This is a genomic window from Paramesorhizobium deserti (assembly GCF_001558695.1).
Taxonomy (GTDB): Bacteria; Pseudomonadota; Alphaproteobacteria; order Rhizobiales; family Rhizobiaceae; genus Paramesorhizobium; species Paramesorhizobium deserti.
This window is the reverse complement of the sequence record NZ_LNTU01000038.1, coordinates 293,431-318,176: the sequence shown is the minus strand read 5'-3', so window position 1 is coordinate 318,176 and position 24,746 is coordinate 293,431. Positions and strand designations below refer to the sequence as shown.

The window sequence follows — 24,746 nt, the reverse complement described above, 5'->3', positions numbered from 1 at the left end:
CGCCCCTTTACTTGGTGCCAATCTTGGCAAGCACGGTATCGAGCGGCCCGAATTCCCAGAAATCCCCGACCTTGAGCTCGTCGGCTTTGCCGGTCAACGCACCCGAGACCGTGTAGAATTCGAAATCGTCGCGCGCAGCCTCTTCGCCCCCGCCGTTGACCGGCAGCCCCAGCTTTGCCGCCTCGGTGAAATAGGGTTCGATATCGGCCACCATTTCCGGCGTGGCATCGGGTAGGAGCTTGTATTTCTCGCGCAGCACCAGCACGGATTTCGGATCGGCCTCGACTTCACGCCAGGTGGTGAGGATCGCCTCGATCAGCGTCTCGACACCCTGTGGGTCCTTCTGGAGAAACGCCGTATTGGCGAACAGCGCCTCGTCGGTCGCGCTGACGTCATCGAGCGGCAGAAAGACGAACTTGCCCGGCGCCTTGTCCTCGAGAATACGCTTGCCTGAAGAATCGACGATCGTCGCCTTGATATTGCCCTGCAGCAACGCACCGGTGCGGACTTCAGCGCCCGGCACATAGGAAATGTTGGAATAGGTGATGCCATGCTTGTCGGCCATCAGCTGCATGATGGCTTCCGTGCCCGAACCGCGCGAATGCACCGCGATCTCCTGGCCGTCGAGATCCTTCCAGTCCTTATAGAACTCGGAATTGACCACGGGGTAGAACCGCAGCTGGCTGAGTTGCAGGAACATGCGGATCGGCGCATTGACCTTCTGGATCAGGGCGTAGGGCGCGCCGATGCCGATATCGGCCTGCCCGCCGACCACCGCTTGGGCCGCGATATCCTCGGATTTCAGATAGGTCACTTCGAGCTCGAGCCCTTTTTCCTTGGCTCGTTCGAAAGCGATCAGCAAATGCAGGGATTCGACCGTCGCAATATCGCCGAACGCGATGCGGATTGGATCAGCCAAAGCTTCTACCGGCGTGCCGGCAAGAAGCCCGCCGAAGGTCAAAGCGGCTGCGGCCGCTCTCAATCTGGCAGCAAATCTATACATCTCTATTCCTCCCATAGCGATTGGCCGAGCGCATCTCCTCCTGACGCAATTCGAACCAATTCTTATATTAAAATAGATTGATATCGCCATCAGAGTCAACATGGCCCTGAATTCCTCCCGTACACCACACGCCGATCACGCACATATATTCCTTGGTATGAAATAATTATTCCTTTTAATTCAATGTGTTAAATGAGCAGTAGCTTCTCCTAAAGATCGCGGCTCGCATACGATTGACAGAGATGAATCAACCGAATATAAACTGAACCAATCTACAAATTGGTTCATAAATATGATGGATTCAACTGAGACCAAAAGGCAATCGGATGCAACGCGCAAATTGCGTGGCTTCCTCCTGGAGACGGAGTTGCCGAGCGACGGACGCCTGCCCCCCGAACGCGAGCTGGCGGAAATTCTCGGCGTCAGCCGCGCGGCGCTCCGTAAAGCGCTCGCCGACTTGCAGGCCGAGGGTCAACTCTGGCGTCATGTAGGCAAGGGTACCTTCACCGGAAGCCGGCCCATCGATACAGTGGCCGATATCAGCGCCATGGCACGGCGCAGCAATCCGATTGAAGTGATGGGGGCGAGGATCGCGATCGAACCCGAGATCGCCCGATGCGCGGCGCTGAACGCCACTCCGGCGCAGGTGGCGGATATGCGCAATTGTATCGTGCGCACCCGCCAGGCCCCGTCATGGCGTCAGTATGAAATATGGGACAATAGGCTTCATCGCACCATCGCCGAGGCGACACAGAACAGCCTGCTGCTGGGCCTTCTCGATACGCTCAATGCTGTAAAGCGCGAAGTGACCTGGGGACGGCTGCGAGACACACCGGTCCGGCCGCCGGTCGATCATCACAGCTTCGCCGAACATGACCAGATCATCGATGCCATCGCCAACCGGGATACAGTCGGTGCCGCGACCGCCATGCGCGCCCATCTCCAGAATGTCGAGCGGCATCTGCGCTATTCCTGAAAAACAGGAAATCAGCCCTGTTCAGGTCTGCACAGGGACAGGCATAGGAAAGGTTCCTGCTCCCATATGGAAACAGGAACCTCCACCGATCATTTATTCTTGTTGTAGACGTCGAAGACGACAGCCGCGAGCAGGACCAACCCCTTGATCACCTGCTGCCAGTCGATATTGATGCCCATGATCGACATGCCATTGTTCATGACACCCATGATGAAGGCGCCGATGACGGCTCCCATCACCTGGCCGACGCCGCCCATGGCGGAAGCGCCGCCGATGAAGACCGCGGCGATGACATCGAGCTCGAAGCCAAGACCCGCCTTGGGCGTCGCGGTATTGAGACGGGCGGCGAAGATCAATCCCGCCAGCGCGGCCAGAACGCCCATATTGACGAAGGTGAGAAAGGTCAGCCGCTCGGTGTGGATGCCGGAGAGCTTGGCCGCCTTCTCATTGCCGCCCATCGCGTAGATCCGGCGACCAATGGTGGTGTGCCGGGTGACGAAGGTGAACAGTCCGATCAGCACAGCCATCACGATGAGGACGTTCGGAAGCCCCTTGTAGGTCGCCATGAGATAGCACAGGAACAGGGCCAGACCGCCGATGATCAGGTTCTTCGCGGCGAACAGCACGAGAGGCTCGCCCTCATAACCGTGGCGCTCGCGCTTGATGCGGCGACGCACGCTCGAATAGATCAGGAACGCCACCAGGAGGATGCCGATCAGCATGGACGTGACGTGAATGCCGTAGCCAGGGAAGAAATCCGGAATGAAGCCTGAGGAGAGCAGTTGGAACTGCGGTGGGAACGGACCGATCGACCGGCCGCCCAGAAGCGCCAGCGTGAGCCCCTTGAACACCAGCATGCCGGCAAGTGTGACGATGAAGGCCGGTATCTTGTGATAGGCGATCCAATATCCCTGGGCGGCGCCGATAAGGGCACCTGCACCAAGGCACAGGAGCGTCGCCGGCACATAGTGTATGTGCCATTGCACCATCATCACGGCCGAGAGGCCGCCAATGAAGCCGGCGACCGAGCCGACGGACAGATCGATATGTCCGGACACGATCACCAGGAGCATGCCGAGCGCCATGATGATGATGTAGCTGTTCTGCAGAACCAGATTGGTCAGATTGACCGGCCGGAACAGCGTGCCGCCGGTGGTATACTGAAAAAACAGCATGATCAGGATCAGCGCCATCACCAATCCGTAATCGCGGAAATTGCTGTAGAGGGACAGCGATTGTTTGGGCTTGGCCGGTTTGTTTTCCGCCGATGCGATTTCACTCATTGTTACACCCTTCCCTCAGCGCGGACGATCGAACGCATGATCTTTTCCTGGCTGGCTTCGCTGGCTGGCATTTCTCCGACGAGACGACCTTCATTCATCACATAGATGCGGTCGCATATGCCGAGAAGTTCGGGCATTTCGGACGATATGACCAAAATGCCCTTCCCTTCGTTCGCCAGTTTGTTGATGATTTCGTAGATTTCGTATTTTGCGCCGACATCGATGCCGCGCGTCGGCTCATCGAGGATCAGGAGCTCAGGCGCCGCAAACAGCCATTTCGAAAGAACAACCTTCTGCTGGTTGCCGCCGGAGAGATTGCCCGTCAGCTGATAGACATTCGAGGACCGGATATTGGTTTTCCGGCGATAGTCGTTGGCGACCTTCAGTTCGGCGAAATCGTCGATGACGCCGGAGCGTGAAACGCCCTTCAGATTGGCAAGTGTCGTGTTATGCTTGATGTGGTCGATGAGGTTGAGGCCGTAGGTCTTGCGGTCCTCGGTGACATAGGCGATGCCGTTCTCGACGGCCTTGCCCACTGTCGACACATCAACCTTGCGTCCATGGAGAAAGACCTCGCCGCCGATATTGCGCCCATAGGATTTGCCGAAGACGCTCATCGCGAATTCGGTGCGCCCGGCGCCCATCAACCCGGCGATACCGACGATCTCTCCCGCGCGGACGTTGAGATTGATGCCCTTGATCATCTGACGATCGGGATGGAGCTGGTTGTAGACAACCCAGTCCTTCACCTCGAACAGCGTTTCGCCGATATTCGGCGTGCGCTTGGGATAACGATCCGACAATTCGCGCCCGACCATGGACCTGACGATGCGGTCGTCGCTGATATCGTCTTTTTCGAGGGTTTCGACCGTCGAGCCATCGCGCAGCACGGTGATGCGATCGGCAACCTTCTCCACCTCGTTGAGCTTGTGGGAAATCAGGATGGAGGAAATGCCTTGCGCCTTGAATTCCAGAAGCAGTTCGAGAAGCGCGTCGCTGTCCTTTTCGTTGAGGCTCGCCGTCGGCTCGTCGAGGATAAGCAGCTTCACTTCCTTGGAGAGCGCCTTGGCGATCTCGATCAGCTGCTGCTTGCCGACGCCGAGGTTGGTGATGAGCGTCGCCGGGTCTTCATTGAGCCCGACCTTCTTCAGGAGTTCGCGCGTCCGCTTCTCTGAATATTCCCAGTCGATGATGCCGTATCGCGCCTGCTCGTTGCCCAGGAAAATATTCTCTGTGATCGAAAGTAGGGGAACGAGCGCCAGTTCCTGATGGATGATGATGATGCCGACCCGCTCGCTGTCGTGAATGCCGCGGAACTGTCGCTCCTCACCACAATAGATGATCTGGCCTTCATAACTGCCGTGGGGATAAACCCCGCTCAGCACCTTCATCAGGGTCGATTTGCCGGCGCCGTTTTCGCCGACCACCGCATGGATCTCTCCCTCGGCGACCGAGAGATTGACATTGTCCAGGGCCTTCACACCAGGAAAGCTCTTGGAGATGTTACGCATTTCAAGGATCGTATTCATTGTGATCCGCACCCGCATGTATCAGCCGCCTCCGTCGCCACGAACCCAGGGCCGGGCGGATCGGGACGGCAGGAAGGGCCCCGGCATCAAATCCGAGGCCCAGCGTATGGTTCGCTACTTACTGAAGCTGGTCTTCCGTATAATAACCGGAACCGACCAGAACTTCCTTCCAATTGTTCTTATCGACCAGAACGGGTTTCAAGAGATAGGACGGAACGACCTTGACACCGTTGTCGTATGTCTTGGTATCGTTGATTTCCGGCTCCTTGCCCGAAAGCACGGCATCGATCATGTTGGCCGTGACCTTGGCCAGTTCGCGCGTGTCCTTGAACACGGTCGAATATTGCTCGCCGGCAATGATCGACTTGACGGACTGGATCTCCGCATCCTGACCCGAAACATACGGGAACGGCTGATCTGCCGTGCCGTAGCCAACACCGCGAAGCGAAGAGAGGATGCCGATGGACAGGCCGTCATAGGGCGAGAGGACCGCATTGACCTTCTTGTCGGTGTAGTAAGCGGACAGAAGATTGTCCATGCGGGCCTGCGCGACCGCGCCGTCCCAGCGCAGCGTGCCGACCTTGTCCATGCCGGTCTGGCCGGACTGGACGACGAGCTTGCCGCTGTCGATCAAAGGCTGCAGCACCGACATCGCACCGTCATAGAAGAAATAGGCGTTGTTATCATCAGGCGAGCCGCCGAACAGCTCGATGTTGAAGGGGCCTGCCGCATCGGGTAATCCGAGCGCATCGACCAGCGAGGTCGCCTGCAGCACGCCGACCTGGAAATTATCGAAGGTCGTATAGTAGTCGACATTCGCGGAATCGCGGATCAGGCGGTCATAGGCGATGACCTTGATACCGGCATCATTGGCCTGCTGCAACGCGTTGGAAAGCGTCGTGCCGTCAATCGCAGCGATGACGAGAACCTTCACACCCTTGGTGATCATGTTCTCGATCTGCGACAGCTGGTTGGGTATGTCATCTTCCGCGTATTGCAGGTCGGTGCCGTAGCCGCGATCCTGCAGGATCTTCACCATGTTGTCGCCATCGGCGATCCAGCGCGCAGATGATTTGGTCGGCATCGAGATGCCGATCGTGCCCTTGTCCTGTGCCAGACCCTGGCTAGCGCCCATTCCAGCCACGGCCAGAAGCGCTGCTAAAGCAATCTTGAGTATCTTCACGGATATCCTCCCAGTTGATGATCGCATTTCAGCCGGCAACCGCCTCAGGCCCCAGCCGTATTGGCTGTTGCCGGAGTGCAGGCGACCGATCCCACCCAAATCCGGATATTGGCAAACCCTTCCCTTTCGATCCTGAATGCAGAATCAAATGCGCATATCGCTTCAAGGAAATTGTCGCCGCCTCCCGGACTTAAATTATATAATATGATTTTTTAAAACGATTCATTTGTCAACTGAAATGGCGCGCGAGGCACATTAATTCTACCGATGCGGGTATTCAAGGGACATCCATCCACTCCACAATGCATATTCGCATCGGAACTTTGGCGCTGAACGGACCAATAATTCAGTGCATTTGCAGTTTTTTGGATAAGATCAGGCAAAGCCAAGCGCAAAAAAAGCCGCGACGATGTTGAAAATCGAGGATCCGCTGACGGAACAGCTTGCCCGTACCCTTGCGCGGCAGACGAGGGAGGATATCGACACGGCGGTGCGGCATGCGCTGGAGGAACGGCTACGCCGTGTTGCCGCTCCCTTCCGCAAGGCTGTTCTTCTCGAAGAACTTGCCGCGATTCGGCACCGCTGGAATACGATACCCGCCATCACGCAACAGTCTGCCGACGAGATCATGGACTATGATGAACATGGCCTCCCGCGATGATCGTGCATTGCACCTCAGCCCGGCACCGGTGCCCGCCTCATGCCCAGAACATGCCTGATGAGCACCGGGACGATAAGCGCGGCACCCAATAGCGAGGAATAGACCTCGGGCACGACGAAGAGGATGGCGGCGAATATCAGCAGGATATTCTCCCAGAATTTCGTCCGCACCAGCAAGAAGCCCGAGAGCGCGGCGCCGAGACACGTGATGCCGACCACGCAGCCGATGAAGGCGATAGCGAATGCCGACCACGTGAAATTCGACGTCACCAGCAAGAGCGACGGAGAGAACACGAACACGAACGGCACCAGAACCTTACCGAGACCGAGGCGAAATGCGGTATTGCCCGCCCTGAACGGATCCGAGCCGGCCATGCCGGCGGCGGCGTAGGCTGCAAGCGCCACCGGTGGCGTGATGTCGGCAAGCACCCCGTAATAGAAGACGAAGAAATGCGCCACGATCTGCTCGACACCGAGCAGCCCGAGTGTGGGAGCTGCGATCGTCGCCATGATGATGTAGTTGGCCGTCGTCGGAATGCCGCAGCCCATCAGAATGCAGACGATGCCGGTCATGATCAGCGTGAACAGAAGCGTCAGCGCCTGCGGGCCGACCAGCGCGGCGGGGATAAATGCCTCAAACCAGCCTGCGAGCTGCGCCGCCGTGGATGTGACGATATAGGAGATCTTGAAGCCGACGCCCGTCAGCGTCACCACGCCGACGATGATGCCGACGGTAGCTGCGGCCGCGCCTACGGCCAGCGCATATTTGGCGCCGTCGCGCAGACTTTCGAAGACTTCGGCGATCGACATGCGCTTGCGCGGGTTGAGAAGGCCAACGAGAACACAAAGCGTGATGCCCCAGAACGCAGCCAGATAGGGCGTATAACCCGACAGAAGAACCACAAGCAGCGCCACCAGCGGAATAACGGCCGGCCAGTCGCGCTTGAAGGCCGCTTTTAGATCCGGCATTTCCTCGGGCGTCATGCCCCTGAGGCCCGTGCGCTTGGCCTCGAAATGCACCTGGATCAGCACCCCGAAGAAATGCATGAAGGCCGGCACGATCGCCGCGAGGATGATGGTCGTGTAAGGCAGGTTGAGGAATTCGATCATCAGGAAGGCGGCGGCGCCCATGATCGGCGGCATGATCTGCCCGCCAGTCGAGGAAGCCGCTTCGACAGCTGCCGCGAAATGCGGCTTGTAGCCGAGCCGTTTCATGGCCGGGATCGTCAGCGAGCCGACCGTGACGGTATTGGCGACCGAGGAACCGGAAATCATACCGAACAATGCCGATCCGAAGATCGAGACCTTGGCCGGGCCACCGGCAAAACGGCCGGCGACCCAGGCGGCGCAGTCGAGAAAGAGCTGCCCAAGTCCGATCCGTGTGGCGAAGACACCGAACAACACGAAATGAAAGACGTAGGTGGCGACAACACCGAGCGCGATGCCATAAATGCCCTGGGTAGTCAGATAGAGATGATCCACCAGTTGCGAAATGCTGGCGCCGGGATGGACCAGGATGCCCGGCATGGAGGGACCGTAGATCGCATAGGCCATGAAGATCAGCGCAATGATCGGCAGCGGCCAGCCGACGGAACGCCGTGTCGCCTCCAACAGCACGACGATCAGCAGACCGCCGAGAACGACATCCGTGGTCGTCGGATTGCCGACCCGGAATGCGAGATCGTCCAGCGGGATCAGCGGCACATGCAGCACCGCCACCACCGCGCCGATCGCCAGGAACCAGTCGATGATGGAGATGCCGAGTGGTCTGAGCAGGCTGGAAGTCGCCGGCTGGTCATAGCCCCTGCGAGTGAAGGGAAAGACCAGGAAGACGAGCCCCAGCACGAAGGAGAGGTGGATGCCGCGATGGATCATCTCCGGCAGAAGCCCGAAGCCCGCGGTGTAATAGTGGAAGATCGACAGGGCGACCAGAAGCGTGCCGACCAGACGGCTCGCAAGCGGGGCCAGCGGACGGAACCGTATCTCGGAATCGAATTGTTCCTCCAACTCCCGCGCCTTGGCTTCGTCCAGTTCCATGGGAGATAGCGAAGATTTCTCGTCTGCCGCCATGCCGATATCGCTCCGTTACGCCTTTACAATCTTATCATTGAAAAGACGGCGGCCCCGGAATTTTCCGCGACCGCCGTCTGTCGATCTTAGCTTGAACGCGCCTATTTCAGGACGCCGGCTTCCTTGTAGAAGCGTTCCGCGCCCGGATGCAGTGGAATGCCGAGGCTGGTGACCGCATTCTGGAGCGTGATCAGCTTGCCCTTCGCATGACCCGCATCGAGCGCGGCGCGGGTCGCATCGTTCCACATCACCTTGGTGATGTTGTAGACGAGATCGTCCGGCTGCTTGGCGCTCGTCACCCACTGGGCGGCAACGGCGATGGTCGGCGTTTCCTCTACACCCTTATAAGTATCCGCCGGAACGGTATCCTTGGAAAAGAAGCTGTACTCTTCGAGGAGCTTATCGGCTTTCGGGCCTGAGATCGGCACCAGCGAGATGCCGGTCGAGGTCGCAAGCTCTGAAATAGCACCGGTCGGATAACCACCGACGAAGAAATAGGCGTCCAGCGCGCCGTCGCGCAGGCGCTCGCCCGCCGGACCAGGCTTCAGATGTTCCGCCTTGATGTCGTTTTCCGTAAGGCCGTAGGCGGCCAGCACGATGCGGGCATCGACGATGGTGCCTGAACCCGGCTCATCGATCGAGACGCGCTTGCCCTTGAGATCCGCCACGGATTTGATCCCCGCATCCTTGCGGGCGACGAGATGGATCGTCTCGGGATAGAGCGTCGCGATCAGGCGTAGGTCCTCGACCTTGCCCTTGCCTTCGTAAAGGCCCGTGCCCGTATAGGCCCAGTAGGCAACGTCGGACTGGCTGAAGCCGGATTCCAGCGAACCGCCCTGAATGGCGTTGATGTTGGCGACCGACCCATTCGAGGATACAGCGGTAGCGACAAGGCCCGGAACGCCCTTGTCCCCCTGACCGGAGATCGCGTTGGCGATCAGCCCGCCGATGGGATAGTAGGTTCCGGCGGTGCCGCCGGTGCCGATACGGAAAAACGTCGGAGCCTGTGCGACCGCGAAAGTGGCTCCCAATACCAGAGAACCGAGGATGGCGCCTATCGAAAACCGGCGCAGGATCTTGCTGAAATTCATCTCCATTCCCCTTTACGGAATCTTAATTTGAGGCGGGAGGATGGAAAAGCCGGTGCAACTTGTCAACCGGCGCAATACTAAAACGTGTATGATGCCGTATTGAAGGGTGCGAGAACGGCGCCTTTGCCCGCGATGAGACTTGACGACCGCGCGCCTGACTGATTGTTTATTGCCCGCAATAGTCATTTTTGGAAAACAGATCACCATGTCGAATTCAGCCGCGCCCGTCATCCTTCTTAACCCGCTCGACAATGTGGCCGTGGCGCGCGAGGCCATTCCCGCCGGGAGTTCCACGGGCTTCAAGGATCTCACCGCGCAAGAGACCATAACCCGTGGCCACAAGATCGCCATCAAGGCGATCGCGCCGGGAGAAGAAGTGCGCAAATTCGGGCAGGTGATCGGCATCGCGACACAGGCCATCGCACCGGGACAACATGTCCATTTGCAGAACCTGGCGATGATCGCCTCCGAGCACGACCATCAGTTCAGCGTCGACATTAAGGAAACCGGAATGGTGCCGGAAGGCCAGCGCCGTACTTTCATGGGCTTCGACAGGGGCCTGGGCGGCATCGGCACGCGTAATTATATCGGCGTCATCTCGACGGTGAATTGCTCCGCCACCGTCTCGAAATATGTCGCCGACCATTTCAATCGCAGCGGCGGGCTCGACGGTTTCGATAATGTCGATGGCGTCGTCGCGCTGACCCATGGCGGCGGATGCGCCATGAACACCAACAGCGTCGGCTACCGTTATCTCGCCCGCACCATCCAGGGCTATGCTCGGCATCCGAATTTCGGCGGCATCCTGATCATCGGGCTCGGCTGCGAGACCAACCAGATCAAGCCGATTCTCGATTATTACAAGCTGGAGGAAGGCAACCGGCTGCGCACCATGACAATCCAGGAAGTCGGCGGCACGCGCAAGACGATCGAAGCGGCCTGCGCGGTGATCCGGGAAATGTTGCCCGAGATCAACGCGGCCAAACGCACGGCGCAGCCGCTCTCCGGCATCAAGCTTGCGTTGGAATGCGGCGGGTCCGACGGCTATTCCGGCATCTCGGCCAATCCGGCGCTCGGTTACGCCTCCGATCTCCTCGTGCGCCAGGGCGGCACGTCGGTGCTGGCCGAAACGCCGGAGATCTATGGGGCGGAACATCTTTTCACCCGCCGGGCCGTCACGCCGGATGTGGCGAAGAAGCTTCTCGACCGCATTGAGTGGTGGCGCGAATATACGGAAAAAAACGGCGCGGAACTCAACAACAACCCCTCCCATGGCAACAAGGCAGGCGGGTTGACGACCATCCTGGAGAAATCGCTGGGCGCTGTCGCCAAGGGCGGCACCATGCCGCTCAGGGCCGTCTATGAATATGCCGAGCAGGTGGATGAGCCGGGCTTCGTCTTCATGGATACGCCGGGCTACGACCCGGCTGCGGTCACCGGCCAGGTGGCGGGCGGCTGTAACGTGATCTGCTTCACTACGGGGCGTGGCTCTGTCTCCGGCTTCAAGCCCGCGCCCTGCATCAAGATCGCCACCAACAACACGATGTATGCGCACATGCAGGAAGACATGGACATCAATTGCGGCGGCATCGTCACCGGCGAGGACACGATCGAGAAAGCGGGCGAGCGGATTTTCGAAAGGATCATCGCCGTCGCCTCGGGCGAGCGCACGCTGAGCGAAACCTACGACTATGGCGACAACGAATTCGTCCCTTGGCAGATCGGCGCCGTCACCTGATCTATTGGAGCAGTTTCGTTTAGACGATGAAACTGCAATCCTCCGGCTCCACGGAATTGCGCACCTCCTTGGCCCGCTCGATCACCTTGGGCCGTGAACTGGCGATGTGATCGCGCATCGCTCGCATCAGGTCCCGTTCGTTCCGCCGGCGCATCATCTCGAAAATCGCGATATGCTCGGCGATGAAGGGATCGTTCTCCGGCATGCGTGACTGATGCCATAGCACATGCTTGGAGAGTGTGATGACGCAATGGGTGCGCTGCAGGATGCTGATCATCTCCCGGTTCGGGCAGGCCTGCATGGAGCGGATGTGAAGATCGAACTCCAGATCATAGAGGAGATCGACCGGGACCTGCGGATAGGCTTTGGCGGCCTCGGTCAGCCGGCCTAACATCCGGTCGATCTCGCTGTCCGGGACGGCATCCATGGCCTGCGCGATGGCGAATGGCTCGATCCGCTCGCGCACCTCGTAAAGCTCGGTGATGCGCCGGTCGTCCAGGGGAACGATGGTCCAGCGGAAATGCTCATCCTTGCCGGTGATGCCCAGCGTTTCGAGCTTCAAAAGCACATCGCGGGCCACCGCCCGCCCGACGCCGTAACGACGCGCCAGCTCGATCTCGTTGATGCGGGCGCGCCCAAAGAAGGAGCGAGTGACGATCCGCCGCTCCACTTCCTCATAAAGTGTCTGCCAGGCAAATAACGGACGCTCGGAATTGACGAGATCGCCAAGACTTTCGACGAGATCGACGCGTTTCGCGGGCGTGCCCTGGGGGCCGACGACGAAGCCACGCCCTTCGAAGCGGCTGATATGGCTTTCACCGGCAAGCAGCTTCAGCGCCTGGCGAACCGGTGCACGGCTTGAGCCGAGCAGTTCGGCCAACGGGCCTTCGAGGAGGACGGTTCCGGGGGCGATCCGGCCCGCTTCAATATTCTCTTTCAGCCGCTCGTAGAGCTCTTCATAGAGGCTGCGCTTTCGCGGGCCATGCCCGGTTTCGCTTTTCTCAAAGCCCTGCAAAACCATTTGCGGCTGTGATCCTTCCCGTCTGCGGCATCGTTACCGTAGTGATTATCACAAAAACGACTGTTGCAGACAGCATTTCCGGCCGAGCGCCTTGTTCGGCCGGAATGAAAGCAGATGGGATCGGCGTTATTCCTTCACCGCTCCGGTCATCGAAGACACGTAATAGTCGACGAAGAAGGAATAGAGCAGCACCACCGGGAGCGACCCGAAGAGCGCACCGGCCATCAGCGAGCCCCATTCGAAGACGTCGCCTCGCACCAACTCGGTGAGAACACCGACGGGAACGGTCTTGTTCTCCGACGACTGGATGAATGTCAGCGCATAGATGAATTCGTTCCACGAAAGCGTGAAGGCGAAAATGCCGGCGGAAATCAGCCCCGGCACGGCCAGCGGCAAAATGATCTTCACCAGGATCTGCCAGCGCGATGCACCGTCGACCAGCGCGCTTTCCTCAAGCTCGAAGGGGATCGAGCGGAAATAGCCCATCAGGAGCCAGGTGCAGAACGGAATGAGGAAGGTCGGATAGGTGAAGATCAGCGCCAGCTTGGAATCATAGATGCCGAATTTGAAGACGATGACGGCCAGCGGGATGAACAGGATCGACGGCGGCACGAGATAAGCGAGAAAGATCAGGAGCCCGGTCGTCCGTGCGCCGGTGAAGCGGATGCGCTCGATCGCGTAGGCCGCAAAGACCGACGCGGCGAGCGACAGAACCGTCGCGCAGGCCGCCACCACCATGGTATTGACCAGCCATCCCGGATAGGAGGTTTCGAAAAGCAGATATTTGATGTGCTGAAGCGTCGGCTGGACAACCCAGAACGGGCTGTAATTGTTATAGTCCGTCAACTGCGCATTCGGCTTTACCGCCGTGATCGCCATCCAGTAGAACGGGAACAAGAGCACGAAGACGAAGACGGCAAGCGGCAGGTACAAGACGACGATCCGCCGCGGCAGCCGGTTCAGATAGCTCATGCCTTCCGCGTCATCGTGCAGGACGGCTGGTGCGGTATTGGGTTGCGTGGTCATTCGATCACCTCTCAATCCTGGCCGCCCTGCTGCCATTTGCGGCGTTGCAGACCGAAGAAGCTGAACATGATGGCGGCGAGCAGGAAGGGTATCATCGCCACCGCGATCGCCGCACCCTCACCCAATTGTCCACCGGGAATACCGCGCTGGAAGGAAAGCGTCGCCATCAGATGGGTCGCATTGACCGGTCCGCCCTTGGTCAGCACGTAGATCAACTGGAAATCCGTGAAGGTGAACAACACCGAAAAGGTCATGACGACGGCGATAATCGGCGTCAGCATCGGCAGCGTCACATAGCGGAAGCGCTGCCAACTCGTCGCCCCGTCGAGCGAGGCCGCTTCCTGCAGCGACTGCGGGATCGTCTGCAGCCCGGCGAGCAGCGATATGGCGACGAAGGGAATGCCGCGCCAGACATTGGCCGCGATCACCGATGCACGTGCGTTGTTGGGATCACCGAGGAAATTGATGGGCCGGTCGATGATGCCAAGCTCCATCAGCGACCATGAGACGATGGAGAACTGGGCATCATAGATCCACCAGAAGGCCAGCGCCGAAAGGACCGTCGGCACCACCCAGGGCAAGAGCACGATCGCGCGGAAGAAGGATTTGAAAGGCAGCTTCTCGTTGAGAAGCAGTGCCAGCCAGAGGCCCAAGGCGAATTTCAGGATGGAGGCGACGATCGTATAGAGCATCGTGTTGAACACGGCCAGCCAGAAGACGGAATCCCTTGCCAAGTATTCGTAATTCTCCAGCCCGATGAATATTCCGGGACGCCCGATGCGGGTGTCGGTGAAGCCGAGCCAGACGCCGAGCCCCAGCGGGTAGGTCAGAAAGCAGACGAGAAAGACAGCCGCCGGCAACATGAACAGAAAGGCAAGCATTTTTCCGTTCTGCATGAGAGCGGAAAATGAAAAGCCGGTCTTCTCGGACGGTAGGGTGATCGACATCGGACATCTCCGGTGAATTCCTGCTCCCGTCCGCCAGCTGCTTACACCAGGCTCTGGGAGACATCGTTCGGCATGGCGGACGGCCTCTCCGGGAGAAGCCGTCCGCGATCCCGCGAAAAGCGCGTCAGACGCGATAATAGCGGTTGGCGCGTTTTTCCGCGTCGGCCGCGGCATCTTCCGGCGACATCTGGCCGGTAACCGCCGTGGCGAACATGTCGACAAGCACGTAGTCTGCCATTGTTCCCGCGGAGGCATAGCCAAGCGGGCCCGCATAGCCGTTCGGCCGCAGGGTCTCCGACGCGCGGGCATAGGGCGCGTGGATCGGATCGGATTTCCAGACCGGATTGTCGGCGAAGGCCTTGAGCGGTTGGCAGCAATAGGCGCTGGAACCCTCGAGCCATGCATTCATCTGGTCGGCTTCCATCATGAACTTGATGTAGGCCTTGGCAGCTTCCGGATATTTCGAGTGGTTGAAGAGCAGGATCGAGCTCGTCTGGTGAAGCTCGACGCTCTTGCCGACAGGACCGACGGGGAAGTTCGTGGCGCGCAGGTCCTCCGCGATCTCGGCGAGCGCCGGATCCTTCTTCGCGGCATAATAGAGAGACACGCCATTGGCCGTCAGCGAAATCTGCCCGGCCAGGAAGGCGCGGTTGTTGTTGATGTCGAGCCAGCTTTCGGTGCCCGGAATGAAGGTGGCGTAGAGCTCCTTGGCATAGTTGATGGCCGCGATCGTCTCCGGGCTGTTGATGGTGACCTTGCCTTCCTCGTCGACCATCTTGCCGCCATGGCTCCACAGGAGCCAATGGGCATAGTTGTTGCCGTCGCCGACGGCCTTGCCATGCGGAAAGCCGGCCGGCGTGCCCTTGGCCTTCAAGGCCTTGCAGAGTTCCAGGAAGCCCGCGGTGTCGTTCGGAAACTCGCTGAAGCCCGCCGCCTTCATATGGCTGTCGCGATAACAGACGGCGTTGCCTATCGCCGTCAGCGGCATGGCGATGAATTTGTCGTCACGTACGGCATAGCCGCGAACGCCGTCATACCAGCCGCCATACTTGTCGCCGAGATAGTTGGCGAGTTCGGTCATGTCGATGAGCTTGTCGGGATACTGATGGGCATCGTCGAACCAGCACATCACCATATCCGGGCCCGAGCCGACATTGGCGGCAACGGCCGCCTTAGGGCGGATGTCCTCCCAGCTTTCCTTGTCGATGCGCACCTGAACGCCCGTCGCCTCGGTGAACTTCTTCGTATTGGCGAGCCAGGCATCCTCGTCGCCCTGGACGAAAGGCGTCCAGCGCAGGAGCCTGAGGCTTGCACCTTCCTCGGGCTTGTAGGTCGGCTCGCTCTGCGCGAATGACGGGCGGATGCCCAGTGAATTGAGCCCGGCGAGCCCGGCAAGGCCCGCGGAACCGGCGATGAAATCACGTCTCTTGATGGTCATGCTACTCCTCCTCACAATAACGGGACCCGATTTCTCCGGCACCCACCGTCCCGAATGGTGATTGCCGCGGCAGGGGTTTTGCCCGCAGGCTTTCAGGACGACATCTCCTCCTCGTCCTTCCCGATCGCCCGCTGATGATTATTTCGAAAGTCTCTCCCCGGTTTCAGCATCGAACAGATGAACGTGAGCGGCGTCGATCTTAACATTGATCGTCTCGCCCGGCTTAGCCTGCACACGCTCGCGGAACACGCAAGTCACGTCGCTGCCGCCGAGCTTGGCGATCATTTGCGTTTCGTAGCCCGTCGGCTCGATCACCACGACCTCGGCCGGCAGCCCCGCCGGATCGAGATGGATATATTCGGGCCGCAGGCCATAGATCAGTTCGCGTCCTTCCGCCTTCGCGGACGGATTGGAGACCGGCAATATGGTGCCGTTGCCAGTGACGAATTTGGTCCGGTCGTCAGGGCTGAGCTTGCCTGGGATCATGTTCATCGCCGGAGACCCTATGAAGCCGGCAACAAAGAGATTGGCCGGGGTATCATAGAGGTCGAGCGGCGCGCCGATCTGTTCCACGACCCCGTCATGCATGACGACGATCTTGTCGGCCATGGTCATTGCCTCGATCTGATCGTGCGTCACGTAGACCGTCGTGGTCTTCAGCCGCTGATGCAGTTCCTTGATCTCCGCACGCATGGCGACGCGCAGCTTCGCGTCGAGATTGGAAAGCGGCTCGTCGAAGAGAAAGACCTGCGGATCGCGGACGATGGCCCGGCCCATGGCCACGCGCTGGCGCTGGCCGCCCGACAACTGCCTGGGATAGCGGTCGAGGAGGCGTGAAAGTCCGAGGATTTCCGCCGCCCCTTTGACGCGCTTGTTGATCTCCTCCTTGGAGGTGCCCTTCAGGTTGAGCGAAAAGGCCATGTTGTTGGCAACGGTCATGTGTGGATAAAGCGCATAATTCTGGAACACCATGGCGATGTCGCGGTCCTTGGGTGGAACCGTGTTGACCACGCGGTTGCCGATGCGGATCTCTCCGGCGGTGATGTTCTCAAGCCCCGCCAGCATGCGCAGCAGGGTCGATTTTCCGCAACCGGACGGCCCGACCAGGATGACGAACTCACCATCGTCTATCTCGATGTCGACGCCCTTGATGATGGGAACCGCCCCGAAGGACTTCCTCACGTCGACGAAATTTACCGCTGCCATTTCCGCTCCTCCCAGAGTGCAGATATTTCTCTTTCCGATACGCCGCGGCAGAAATGCTCCCCGTTTTCTGCCGATATGGCGTTGTTTGCTATCCTCGTCCGACCAGCGGCATCTTGGTCGCCATCACCGTCAGTGTCAGCACATTCGCATCGAGCGGCAGGCTCGCCATGTAGATGATCGCATTGGCGATATGCGCGACCGGGATCGTCGGTTCGCTCGCGGTCTCGCCACTGGCCTGCAGGACGCCGCTGCTCATTTTCGACGTCATATCGGTGGATGCATTGCCGATATCGATCTGGCCGCAGGCGATATCGAAAGCCCGCCCGTCGAGCGCGGTCGATTTCGTCAGCCCGGTTATGGCGTGCTTGGTCGCCGTATAGGGTGCGGAATACGGTCGCGGCGTCGTCGCGGAAATTGAACCATTGTTGATGATGCGCCCGCCGCGCGGCTTCTGGGCCTTCATCAGCCGCATCGCCTGCTGCGTGCAGAGGAATGCTCCGGTGAGGTTCGCGGCCACAATGGCGTTCCACTGCTCGAAGGTGATCTCCTCCATCGGAACCGCCGGAACATTGATGCCGGCATTGTTGATGAGAAGATCAAGACGGCCGAAGGTATTTTCGATCTCGTCGAAAAGGGCTTTGACGGCCTTGGGATCGCCGACATCGGCAGCGATCGGCTTGACCGAGCCTCCCGTCTTCGCCGCCATCTCGCGCGCAGCCGCGTCGAGGACATCGGCCCGCCGGCCACTGATGACGACGGTATAGCCCTCCGCGCTCAGCGCTTCCGCGATGCCACGGCCGACGCCCGTGCCGCCGCCGGTCACCAGCGCGATCTTCCCCTCTCCCGATTTTCCCGCTGACGCCATGTCAAACCTTTCCGCCAAGTTCGTCGTCGATATGGATCCTGATGATTTCGTCGAAACTCGTTTCAGCCTTGAATCCGAGAGCCGCGGCCCGCGCGGCATCGAAATTCGTGGGCCAGCCCGCGACGATCCCGGCGATCACCGGATCGCGCTCGCGCCTGATCAGCTTGACGGCCTTTTCCCCGGCCACGCGCCGCAAAGCCTCGATCTCCTCGCCAATCAGGGCCGACAGACCGGGCATCGTCAGATTGCGCCTCGGCCCGACATTGGAGAGATCGAGCTGCGCGGCATGAATGAAAAACCCGACCGCCGAACGCGGGCTCGCAAACCAGTGGCGGACATTCTCGTCGACGGGAAGCACCGCTTCCTGGCCGGCGAGCGGCTCGCGCAGGATATTGGAGAAGAAGCCAGACGCTGCCTTGTTCGGCGTGCCGGGGCGGATGCAGATCGTCGGAAGCCGGATGCCGATCCCCTCGAAGAAGCCGCGCCGGGAATAATCGGACAGGAGCAGTTCGGAGATCGCCTTCTGCGTGCCGTAGCTGGTTAGCGGCGTGGTGAAGAATTCGTCCCCGATCTGTTCCGGGAACGGAGCGCCAAAGACCGCGACCGAGGAGGCGAAGACAAGACGCGGGCAATAGGGTTCCTTCTGCCCCTCCAGACGGATCGCCTCGAAGAGCGCCCGCGTGCCATCGAGATTGATGCGATAGCCCTTCTCGAAATCCGCCTCCGCCTCGCCTGAGACGATGGCCGCCAAATGGATGATCAGATCCGCGCGCAAGCCCGCTATCTTTGCCGCGCTGTCGGGCGCCGAGAGATCCATTGCCGCCGCGGTCGCAACGCCTTCGAGCGCCGACGGCACCGGCGGGGTGACCACATCGACCAGCCAGAGATGATCGATGGAGCCGCCCAGGACCCCATCCTCCGCGGCGATCCTCTCGACCAGCTTGCGGCCCACCATTCCGGCGGCGCCTATCACCAGCACATTCATTCGCGGTCATCCTCCCTTGTCCGCTCCCCATAGGGGCATTCAATCGCGTCGTCTGCGTCCCTTCGTCCTCACCCGCCGTTGCTGCGGTGCATCGGTAGTAATCCCGGAAGCGGCACGCATTGCAAGCTCATATCCCTTTCAGCCAGCCGAGCCCGGCAACGGTTTCCCCGCCCGGCCGATATTCACAACCGACATAGCCCTGGTAACCCAGCCTATCCAGCTCCCGCAGAACCCTGAAATCGTCGAGTTCGCCGGTTCCTGGCTCATTGCGCCTCGGCACGGACGCGATCTGCACATGGCTGATGAGCGGCATCATCTCCTGCAACGCCGTCAGCACGTCTCCCCGCATCACCTGGCGGTGATAGATATCGAACTGCAGCTTGAGATTGGGATGGTCGAGATCGCTGATGATCTCCACCGCCCGATCGAAATCATTGAGGAAATAGCCCGGCATGTCGCGCCCGTTGATCGGCTCGATCACCAGGCCGATCCCTTCCGCACCCGCGGCATCGGCGGCAAAGGCAACGGCATCGCGATAAGCAATCCGGGCCGCCGGATCGTCCGGTGATGCGATACCCGCCATCATGTGCAACAGCGGCGTTCCGATCACGCGGCCATAGTCGATCGCCTTCTTCACCGATTGGCGGAACTCGTCTTCACGCTCCGGCAAGGCGGCAAGCCCCCTTTCCCCCTTTGCCCAATCGCCCGGCGGCAGGTTGAAGAGCGCCTGCTTCAGCCCGGCTTCCGACAATTTTTCGGCAATGAACTCGGCCGGAAAATCGTAAGGGAAAAGATACTCCACTGCCGTGAAACCGGCGGCAGCCGCTGCCCCGAACCGGTCGGGGAAGGCATACTCGCCAAACATCATCGTCAGATTGGCGGCGAAACGCGGCATGTCAGATCTCTTCCTTCACGCCAGGCAGTGTGACACCGGCGATGCGGGCAAGAAGCCTTGCCACCGATGCATCGTCATCACCGCCCATTCCGGCCGCCTCGGTCATCACGAAAAGCTGCAATGCGGCACTGGCGATCGGCAGCGGAAATTTCTGCTTCCTGCCAAGGTCGGAGACAATGCCGAGATCCTTGGTGAAAATCGAAACCGCGCTGCGCGGGTTGTAATCACCCGCAAGCACGCGCGGCACCCGATTTTCGAACATCCAGCTGTTGCCGGCCGATTTCGTGATAACCTCGAACACCCTGGTGATGTCGAGGTCGAGGCTCTTGGCGAAGGTGATCGCCTCGCAGGCCGCCGCGATGTGCACGCCCGCCAGCAACTGATTGACGATCTTGAAGGACGATCCGATCCCAACGGCATCGCCCAGCTCATAGACCGTCTCCGCCATGGCATCGAGGGCCGGCTTTGCCTTGGCGAATGCCTCGGCCGAGCCGGAAGCCATCACCGTCAGTTTCCCCTCGTCGGCCTTGGCCGCGCCACCGCTGATCGGCGCATCGAGGATATGGATGCCCTTCTCCGCCGCGCGCGCCGCCAGGGCCTTCGCATCGGCGGGCGACATGGTCGCCGAAGAGATGATGAGCGAGCCGGGTTTCATGACCGCGACGGCGCCATCCGGGCCAAAGAGCACGCTTTCGGTCTGCGCCGCGTTCACCACCACGATAACGGCGATATCGGCGTTTTCGCAGGCCTGCGCAGGTGTCGCGAACGGATGCCCACCACTTGCCTTAAGCCCGTCGAGCGCGGCGGGATTGATGTCGCAGCCCGACACATCGAGCCCTGTCCGCAGCAGCGAACGGGCCATGCCCAGCCCCATGGAGCCCAGGCCGACAACGGCAATGCTCGACTGCTTCACGATCTCCTCCCAGACAATGCAGCAACACGCTTTATGACAGCGCTACCATTTATTCTAGACACAGGCTTCGGCATGGTGCAAGGTAAAATGCTAGCGCTGTCATAAATTTCGGACGCGTTCGCTGGTGGAGGAGATTTACAGAGATGCGGCGGAGTGCGCCGACGCTGACTGACGTGGCAAGGCTGGCCGGGGTCAGCGAGATCACCGTGTCACGCGTTGTCCGCAACAAGGGATCGATTGCGGAGACGACGCGCGTCCGAGTGCAGGAGGCGATCGTCAAACTCGGCTATGTCCCGAACCGCGCTGCTGGCGCGCTTGCCTCGGCGGGCGCACCGTTGATCGGGGTGCTGCTGCCCTCGCTTTCCAATATCGTTTTTCCGGAGGTATTGCGCGGCATTCATACCGCGCTTGCCTCGACCGGCTATCAGCCGCTGATCGGCGTGACCGATTACGATCCGGTGAAAGAACAGGAACTTCTTTCCTCGCTCCTGGCATGGCAGCCCGCCGCCATCATCACAACGGGCTTCGAGCATACCGATGCCACCCGGCGGATGCTTGCCGACAGCAGGGTCCGCGTCGCCGAATTGATGGATATCGACGCCGAGCCGATCGATATCGCGGTCGGTCTTTCGCAGCGCCGGGCCGGTTTCGACGCCGGCAGGCACCTGATAGGACGCGGCTACCGGCGCTTCGGCTATGTCGGCCATGACTGGAACGCCGATCACCGCGCGCGCCTGCGCTACGAAGGCGTCCGCGCCGCGCTTGCCGAGGCCGACCTGGGGCTGACCGCCGAAGAGCGGTTCGACGGTCCAAGCTCCACCATGGCCGGCCGCAAGACGCTTGCCGCGCTCCTGTCGTGGGAGCCAGACCTCGATGTCGTGGTATTTTCGAATGACGACATGGCCGTCGGCGGCTTCTTCCATTGCCTCGGCGCGAACATAAGTGTCGGTAGGGAGCTCGGCCTGTTCGGCTTCAACGGCCTCGATATCGGCCAGGTGCTTCCCCTGCCGCTTTCGACCATCCGTTCCCACCGGTTCGATATCGGCAGGATCGCGGTCGAGAAGCTTCTGGAGAGCAGCCGGAGGCCGGAGGAAAAACTGATCGTCGACACCGGCTATGAAATCATCGCCGGGGCGACGGCATAAAACGATCCCGAACCGAAGGTCAGCGTCAGCAAAAGGTTGCAGACTTTTTCGGACAAGATCATGTGGCGAACTAAAGGGAGGAATAAGTAATATGCTTTTGGGTGCGGTTGCTGATGATCTGACCGGCGCGACGGATCTTGCCCTGACGCTTTCGCGCGAAGGAATGCGCGCGGTGCAGGTGGTCGGCGTACCGCCGGCGGATTTCGACTTCGGCGATGCCGAGGCCGTCGTCGTCGCGCTTAAGTCGCGGACGATTCCCGCGGCGGAAGCGGTCAGCCTGTCGCTCGATGCGGCCCGCGCGATTCTCAGTGCAGGGGCCGAACAGATCATCTTCAAATATTGCTCGACCTTCGATTCCACGCCTGAAGGCAATATCGGCCCGGTCGCGGAAGCGCTTGCCGGCCTTCTCGATGCGCCCCTGGTGCTCGCCTGCCCGGCCTTTCCTGCCAATGGCCGAACGGTCTATCAAGGGCATCTGTTCGTCGGCTCGATGCTGCTTTCCGACTGCCCTATGAAGGACCATCCGCTGACACCGATGACGGACGCCAATCTCGTTCGTGTGCTGCAGCAGCAGACGAAACTGCCAGTCGGCCTCATTCCCTACTCCGTTGTTGATCGGGGCGGCGAGGCGATCGCAGCCGCTTTCACCGAGGCTGAAACGAAGGGCGACCGGTTCGTCATTGTCGACGCGGTCACCGAGGATCATTTGCGGGCGATCGGACGGGCCGCAGCCGACATGAAGCTCATCACCGGCGGCTCCGGCATCGCCATCGGCCTGCCGGAGAATTTCCGCCGGGCGGGCAAGCTGGCTACCAGGAAGGCCGATACGACCTTCGCAGCGCCCGCCGGGCGGGCCGCCATCCTCGCTGGCTCCTGTTCGGCGGCGACGCGACGGCAGATCGCCGCGGCGATCGCCGCGGGTGTCCCTGCCCTGAAAATCGATCCGATCGCCATCGCCGAGGGAAACACCACCGCCGCAGGTGTTGCCGACTGGCTCGCTTCCGCCGGCCACCCCCACCCGCTTGCCTATTCCAGCGCGGATCCTGATGAGGTCCGCTCGGCGCAAGAGAAGCTCGGCCGTGACCGCGCCGGGGGACTCGTGGAGCATCTTCTGGCGGAAGTCGCTATAACGCTGCGCGAGAACAGCTTCAGCCGCTTGATCGTCGCCGGCGGCGAGACGTCGGGCGCGGTCGTCAACGGGCTCGGCGTCGCCGCGCTCCGGATCGGCCCCGAGATCGATCCCGGCGTTCCCTGGACGCGCAGCCTCGACGGCGGCTCGCCAATCGCGCTCGCCCTCAAATCCGGCAATTTCGGCGCGGACGATTTCTTCCTCAAGGCATGGGACCAACTGAAATGAGCGCCATTCTTTCGGAAGCGACCAAACTGCGCGATCAGATCGTCAGCGTCGGCAAATCGCTCTTTGACCGCGGACTGACCTTCGGCTCCACCGGCAATATCAGCGCCAGGCTGTCGAACGGCGAAATCCTGATGACGCCGACCAATGCCTCGCTTGGCAGCCTCGAGCCCGAACATCTTTCGCGCTTTTCCGCCGAGGGCGTGCATATTGACGGGGACAAGCCGACCAAGGAGGCTTTTCTGCACCAGTGCATGTATTGCCAGCGGCGCGAGAGCGGCGCCGTCGTGCATCTCCATTCCACTCATTCGGTGGCGGTGAGCATTCTCGCCAATATCGACCCCGAGGATGTGTTGCCGCCCTTGACCGCCTATTATGTCATGCGCGTTGGCTCACTGCCGCTCGTCCCCTATTATCCGCCGGGCGACAAGGCGCTCGCCGAGGCCGTGGCGACAAGGGCCGAAAAGAGCCATGCGGTCCTGCTCGCCAATCATGGTCCGGTGGTCGCCGGCAAGACGTTGCTCGACGCGCAATACGCGACGGAAGAGCTGGAGGAGACGGCCAAGCTCTATCTCCTCCTGCATGGCCACCGGATAAGACCATTGACGCCCGAGCAGCGCCGGGCGCTACGCTGAAGGTCAGTAGGTCGCGCGACCACCTGAGAGATCGAAGACCGAACCGGTCGTGAAGCTGTTTTCCTTCGAAACCAGCCATGCGACCATGGAAGCCGCCTCCTCCACTTCGAGAAACCGGCCGCGTGGAATCTTCGAGCGCATATATTCGATGAATTCCGGTGTCAGCTGTTCCAGGATGCGCGTCTGCGCTGTCGCCGGCGTGATGCAGTTAACGGCGACATCGTAGCCGGCTAGCTCCTTGCCAAGTGATTTGGTGAGCCCGATCACCGCCGCCTTCGAGGCCGAATAAGCCGACGCATTGGGATTTCCCTCCTTGCCGGCAATCGAGGCGATGTTGACGATGCGCCCGTAATTGCGCTCCTTCATCCCCGGCACGACGGCGCGATTGACGTAGAAGGTGCCGTTGACATTGATGTCGATGATCTTATTCCACCAGGCGATATCGTAGGTATCGAGCGATGCGGCGGGACCAGCAATACCGGCGGAATTGACGAGGATCGAAACGGGGCCGCCCTCGGCCTCGGTCTTCGCATGCGCGGCGGCAACCGCTTCATGATCCGCAATATCGACGACGACCGTCCTTGCGGCGGACCCAAGCGCTTCTTTCGCCGTCTCCAGCAGTTCTGCATTCATGTCCCACAGGGTCACCGACGCGCCGGATCGCACGAAGCGCGTGGCCATGGCAAAGCCCAGCCCCTGCGCCCCTCCGGTCACGATCGCGTGCTGGCCCTCGAGATCTATTCTGTTCATGCGCTTGTTCCTCCCGCATCGAATGACTGCGGT

Annotated in this window: 22 protein-coding genes; 6 read left to right on the top strand and 16 right to left on the bottom strand. The window is 60.4% G+C overall.

All coding sequences use genetic code 11. The features are described 5' to 3' along the window. Window positions 1-7 precede the first annotated feature (7 nt). On the bottom strand, window positions 8-1,003 hold the full coding sequence (locus ATN84_RS22470; protein ID WP_068884732.1) for an ABC transporter substrate-binding protein: 996 nt from the start codon (window positions 1,001-1,003) through the stop codon (window positions 8-10). A gap of 292 nt (window positions 1,004-1,295) precedes the next feature. Here ATN84_RS22470 and ATN84_RS22465 point away from each other — a divergent pair, with 292 nt between their 5' ends. Further along, window positions 1,296-1,979 (top strand): FadR/GntR family transcriptional regulator, encoded by a 684-nt coding sequence (locus ATN84_RS22465; protein WP_153020342.1) that lies wholly within the window; start codon window positions 1,296-1,298, stop codon window positions 1,977-1,979. 89 nt (window positions 1,980-2,068) lie between these two features. Here the strand turns inward: ATN84_RS22465 and mmsB are convergent, their stop codons facing one another. From mmsB to chvE, 3 genes are all read right to left on the bottom strand, one after another. Next, entirely contained in the window at window positions 2,069-3,262 is a 1,194-nt protein-coding gene (mmsB, locus tag ATN84_RS22460; RefSeq protein ID WP_068884730.1) for a multiple monosaccharide ABC transporter permease, read from the bottom strand. A 2-nt stretch (window positions 3,263-3,264) separates the two neighbouring features. Further along, window positions 3,265-4,791, bottom strand: coding sequence for a multiple monosaccharide ABC transporter ATP-binding protein (gene mmsA / locus ATN84_RS22455; RefSeq protein WP_068884772.1), 1,527 nt, complete (start codon window positions 4,789-4,791; stop codon window positions 3,265-3,267). 118 nt (window positions 4,792-4,909) lie between these two features. After that, entirely contained in the window at window positions 4,910-5,926 is a 1,017-nt protein-coding gene (gene chvE, locus ATN84_RS22450; RefSeq protein ID WP_068884771.1) for a multiple monosaccharide ABC transporter substrate-binding protein, read from the bottom strand. 457 nt (window positions 5,927-6,383) lie between these two features. Between chvE and ATN84_RS22445 the strand changes: the two genes are divergently transcribed. Further along, complete coding sequence (locus ATN84_RS22445) at window positions 6,384-6,635, top strand: type II toxin-antitoxin system VapB family antitoxin (protein ID WP_068884729.1); 252 nt, start codon at window positions 6,384-6,386, stop codon at window positions 6,633-6,635. A 14-nt stretch (window positions 6,636-6,649) separates the two neighbouring features. On the opposite strand, the gene ATN84_RS22440 is transcribed toward ATN84_RS22445, so the two are convergent. Beyond that, window positions 6,650-8,704, bottom strand: coding sequence for a TRAP transporter permease (locus ATN84_RS22440; protein WP_068884728.1), 2,055 nt, complete (start codon window positions 8,702-8,704; stop codon window positions 6,650-6,652). Between the two features lie 101 nt (window positions 8,705-8,805). Then, window positions 8,806-9,795 carry a TAXI family TRAP transporter solute-binding subunit gene (locus ATN84_RS22435; RefSeq protein WP_068884727.1) on the bottom strand — a complete coding sequence of 330 codons (990 nt, stop codon included), beginning with the start codon at window positions 9,793-9,795 and terminating at the stop codon, window positions 8,806-8,808. Window positions 9,796-10,000: 205 nt separating this feature from the next. On the opposite strand from ATN84_RS22435, the gene ATN84_RS22430 reads away from it, so the two are divergent. Beyond that, on the top strand, window positions 10,001-11,533 hold the full coding sequence (locus ATN84_RS22430) for a UxaA family hydrolase (protein WP_068884726.1): 1,533 nt from the start codon (window positions 10,001-10,003) through the stop codon (window positions 11,531-11,533). A 19-nt stretch (window positions 11,534-11,552) separates the two neighbouring features. Here the strand turns inward: ATN84_RS22430 and ATN84_RS22425 are convergent, their stop codons facing one another. From ATN84_RS22425 to ltnD, 9 genes are all read right to left on the bottom strand, one after another. Further along, window positions 11,553-12,554 (bottom strand): GntR family transcriptional regulator, encoded by a 1,002-nt coding sequence (locus ATN84_RS22425; protein ID WP_068884725.1) that lies wholly within the window; start codon window positions 12,552-12,554, stop codon window positions 11,553-11,555. Between the two features lie 126 nt (window positions 12,555-12,680). Continuing rightward, a complete protein-coding gene (locus ATN84_RS22420; protein ID WP_068884724.1) occupies window positions 12,681-13,580 on the bottom strand; it encodes a carbohydrate ABC transporter permease in 900 nt (299 codons plus the stop codon). A gap of 11 nt (window positions 13,581-13,591) precedes the next feature. After that, window positions 13,592-14,527 carry a carbohydrate ABC transporter permease gene (locus ATN84_RS22415; protein ID WP_068884723.1) on the bottom strand — a complete coding sequence of 312 codons (936 nt, stop codon included), beginning with the start codon at window positions 14,525-14,527 and terminating at the stop codon, window positions 13,592-13,594. Window positions 14,528-14,651: 124 nt separating this feature from the next. Continuing rightward, window positions 14,652-15,965, bottom strand: coding sequence for an ABC transporter substrate-binding protein (locus ATN84_RS22410; RefSeq protein ID WP_068884722.1), 1,314 nt, complete (start codon window positions 15,963-15,965; stop codon window positions 14,652-14,654). 138 nt (window positions 15,966-16,103) lie between these two features. Then, the gene (locus ATN84_RS22405) at window positions 16,104-17,171 is read right to left on the bottom strand and encodes an ABC transporter ATP-binding protein (protein ID WP_068884721.1); all 1,068 of its coding nucleotides are present in this window, start codon (window positions 17,169-17,171) and stop codon (window positions 16,104-16,106) included. Window positions 17,172-17,259: 88 nt separating this feature from the next. Beyond that, complete coding sequence (locus tag ATN84_RS22400) at window positions 17,260-18,036, bottom strand: SDR family oxidoreductase (RefSeq protein WP_068884720.1); 777 nt, start codon at window positions 18,034-18,036, stop codon at window positions 17,260-17,262. Between the two features lies 1 nt (window position 18,037). Beyond that, the gene (denD, locus tag ATN84_RS22395; protein WP_068884719.1) at window positions 18,038-19,021 is read right to left on the bottom strand and encodes a D-erythronate dehydrogenase; all 984 of its coding nucleotides are present in this window, start codon (window positions 19,019-19,021) and stop codon (window positions 18,038-18,040) included. A 127-nt stretch (window positions 19,022-19,148) separates the two neighbouring features. Beyond that, the gene (gene otnI / locus ATN84_RS22390; protein ID WP_068884718.1) at window positions 19,149-19,916 is read right to left on the bottom strand and encodes a 2-oxo-tetronate isomerase; all 768 of its coding nucleotides are present in this window, start codon (window positions 19,914-19,916) and stop codon (window positions 19,149-19,151) included. 1 nt (window position 19,917) lies between these two features. After that, window positions 19,918-20,829, bottom strand: coding sequence for an L-threonate dehydrogenase (gene ltnD, locus ATN84_RS22385; RefSeq protein ID WP_425287439.1), 912 nt, complete (start codon window positions 20,827-20,829; stop codon window positions 19,918-19,920). Between the two features lie 143 nt (window positions 20,830-20,972). Between ltnD and ATN84_RS22380 the strand changes: the two genes are divergently transcribed. From ATN84_RS22380 to otnC, 3 genes are all read left to right on the top strand, one after another. After that, the gene (locus tag ATN84_RS22380; RefSeq protein WP_068884716.1) at window positions 20,973-21,974 is read left to right on the top strand and encodes a LacI family DNA-binding transcriptional regulator; all 1,002 of its coding nucleotides are present in this window, start codon (window positions 20,973-20,975) and stop codon (window positions 21,972-21,974) included. A 91-nt stretch (window positions 21,975-22,065) separates the two neighbouring features. Then, window positions 22,066-23,331 (top strand): 3-oxo-tetronate kinase, encoded by a 1,266-nt coding sequence (gene otnK / locus ATN84_RS22375; RefSeq protein WP_068884715.1) that lies wholly within the window; start codon window positions 22,066-22,068, stop codon window positions 23,329-23,331. Then, on the top strand, window positions 23,328-23,963 hold the full coding sequence (gene otnC / locus ATN84_RS22370) for a 3-oxo-tetronate 4-phosphate decarboxylase (protein ID WP_068884714.1): 636 nt from the start codon (window positions 23,328-23,330) through the stop codon (window positions 23,961-23,963). The genes otnK and otnC overlap by 4 nt, the downstream gene beginning before the upstream one ends. Before the next feature lie 3 nt (window positions 23,964-23,966). Here the strand turns inward: otnC and ATN84_RS22365 are convergent, their stop codons facing one another. Next, entirely contained in the window at window positions 23,967-24,713 is a 747-nt protein-coding gene (locus ATN84_RS22365) for an SDR family NAD(P)-dependent oxidoreductase (protein ID WP_068884713.1), read from the bottom strand. Between the last annotated feature and the right edge of the window lie 33 nt (window positions 24,714-24,746).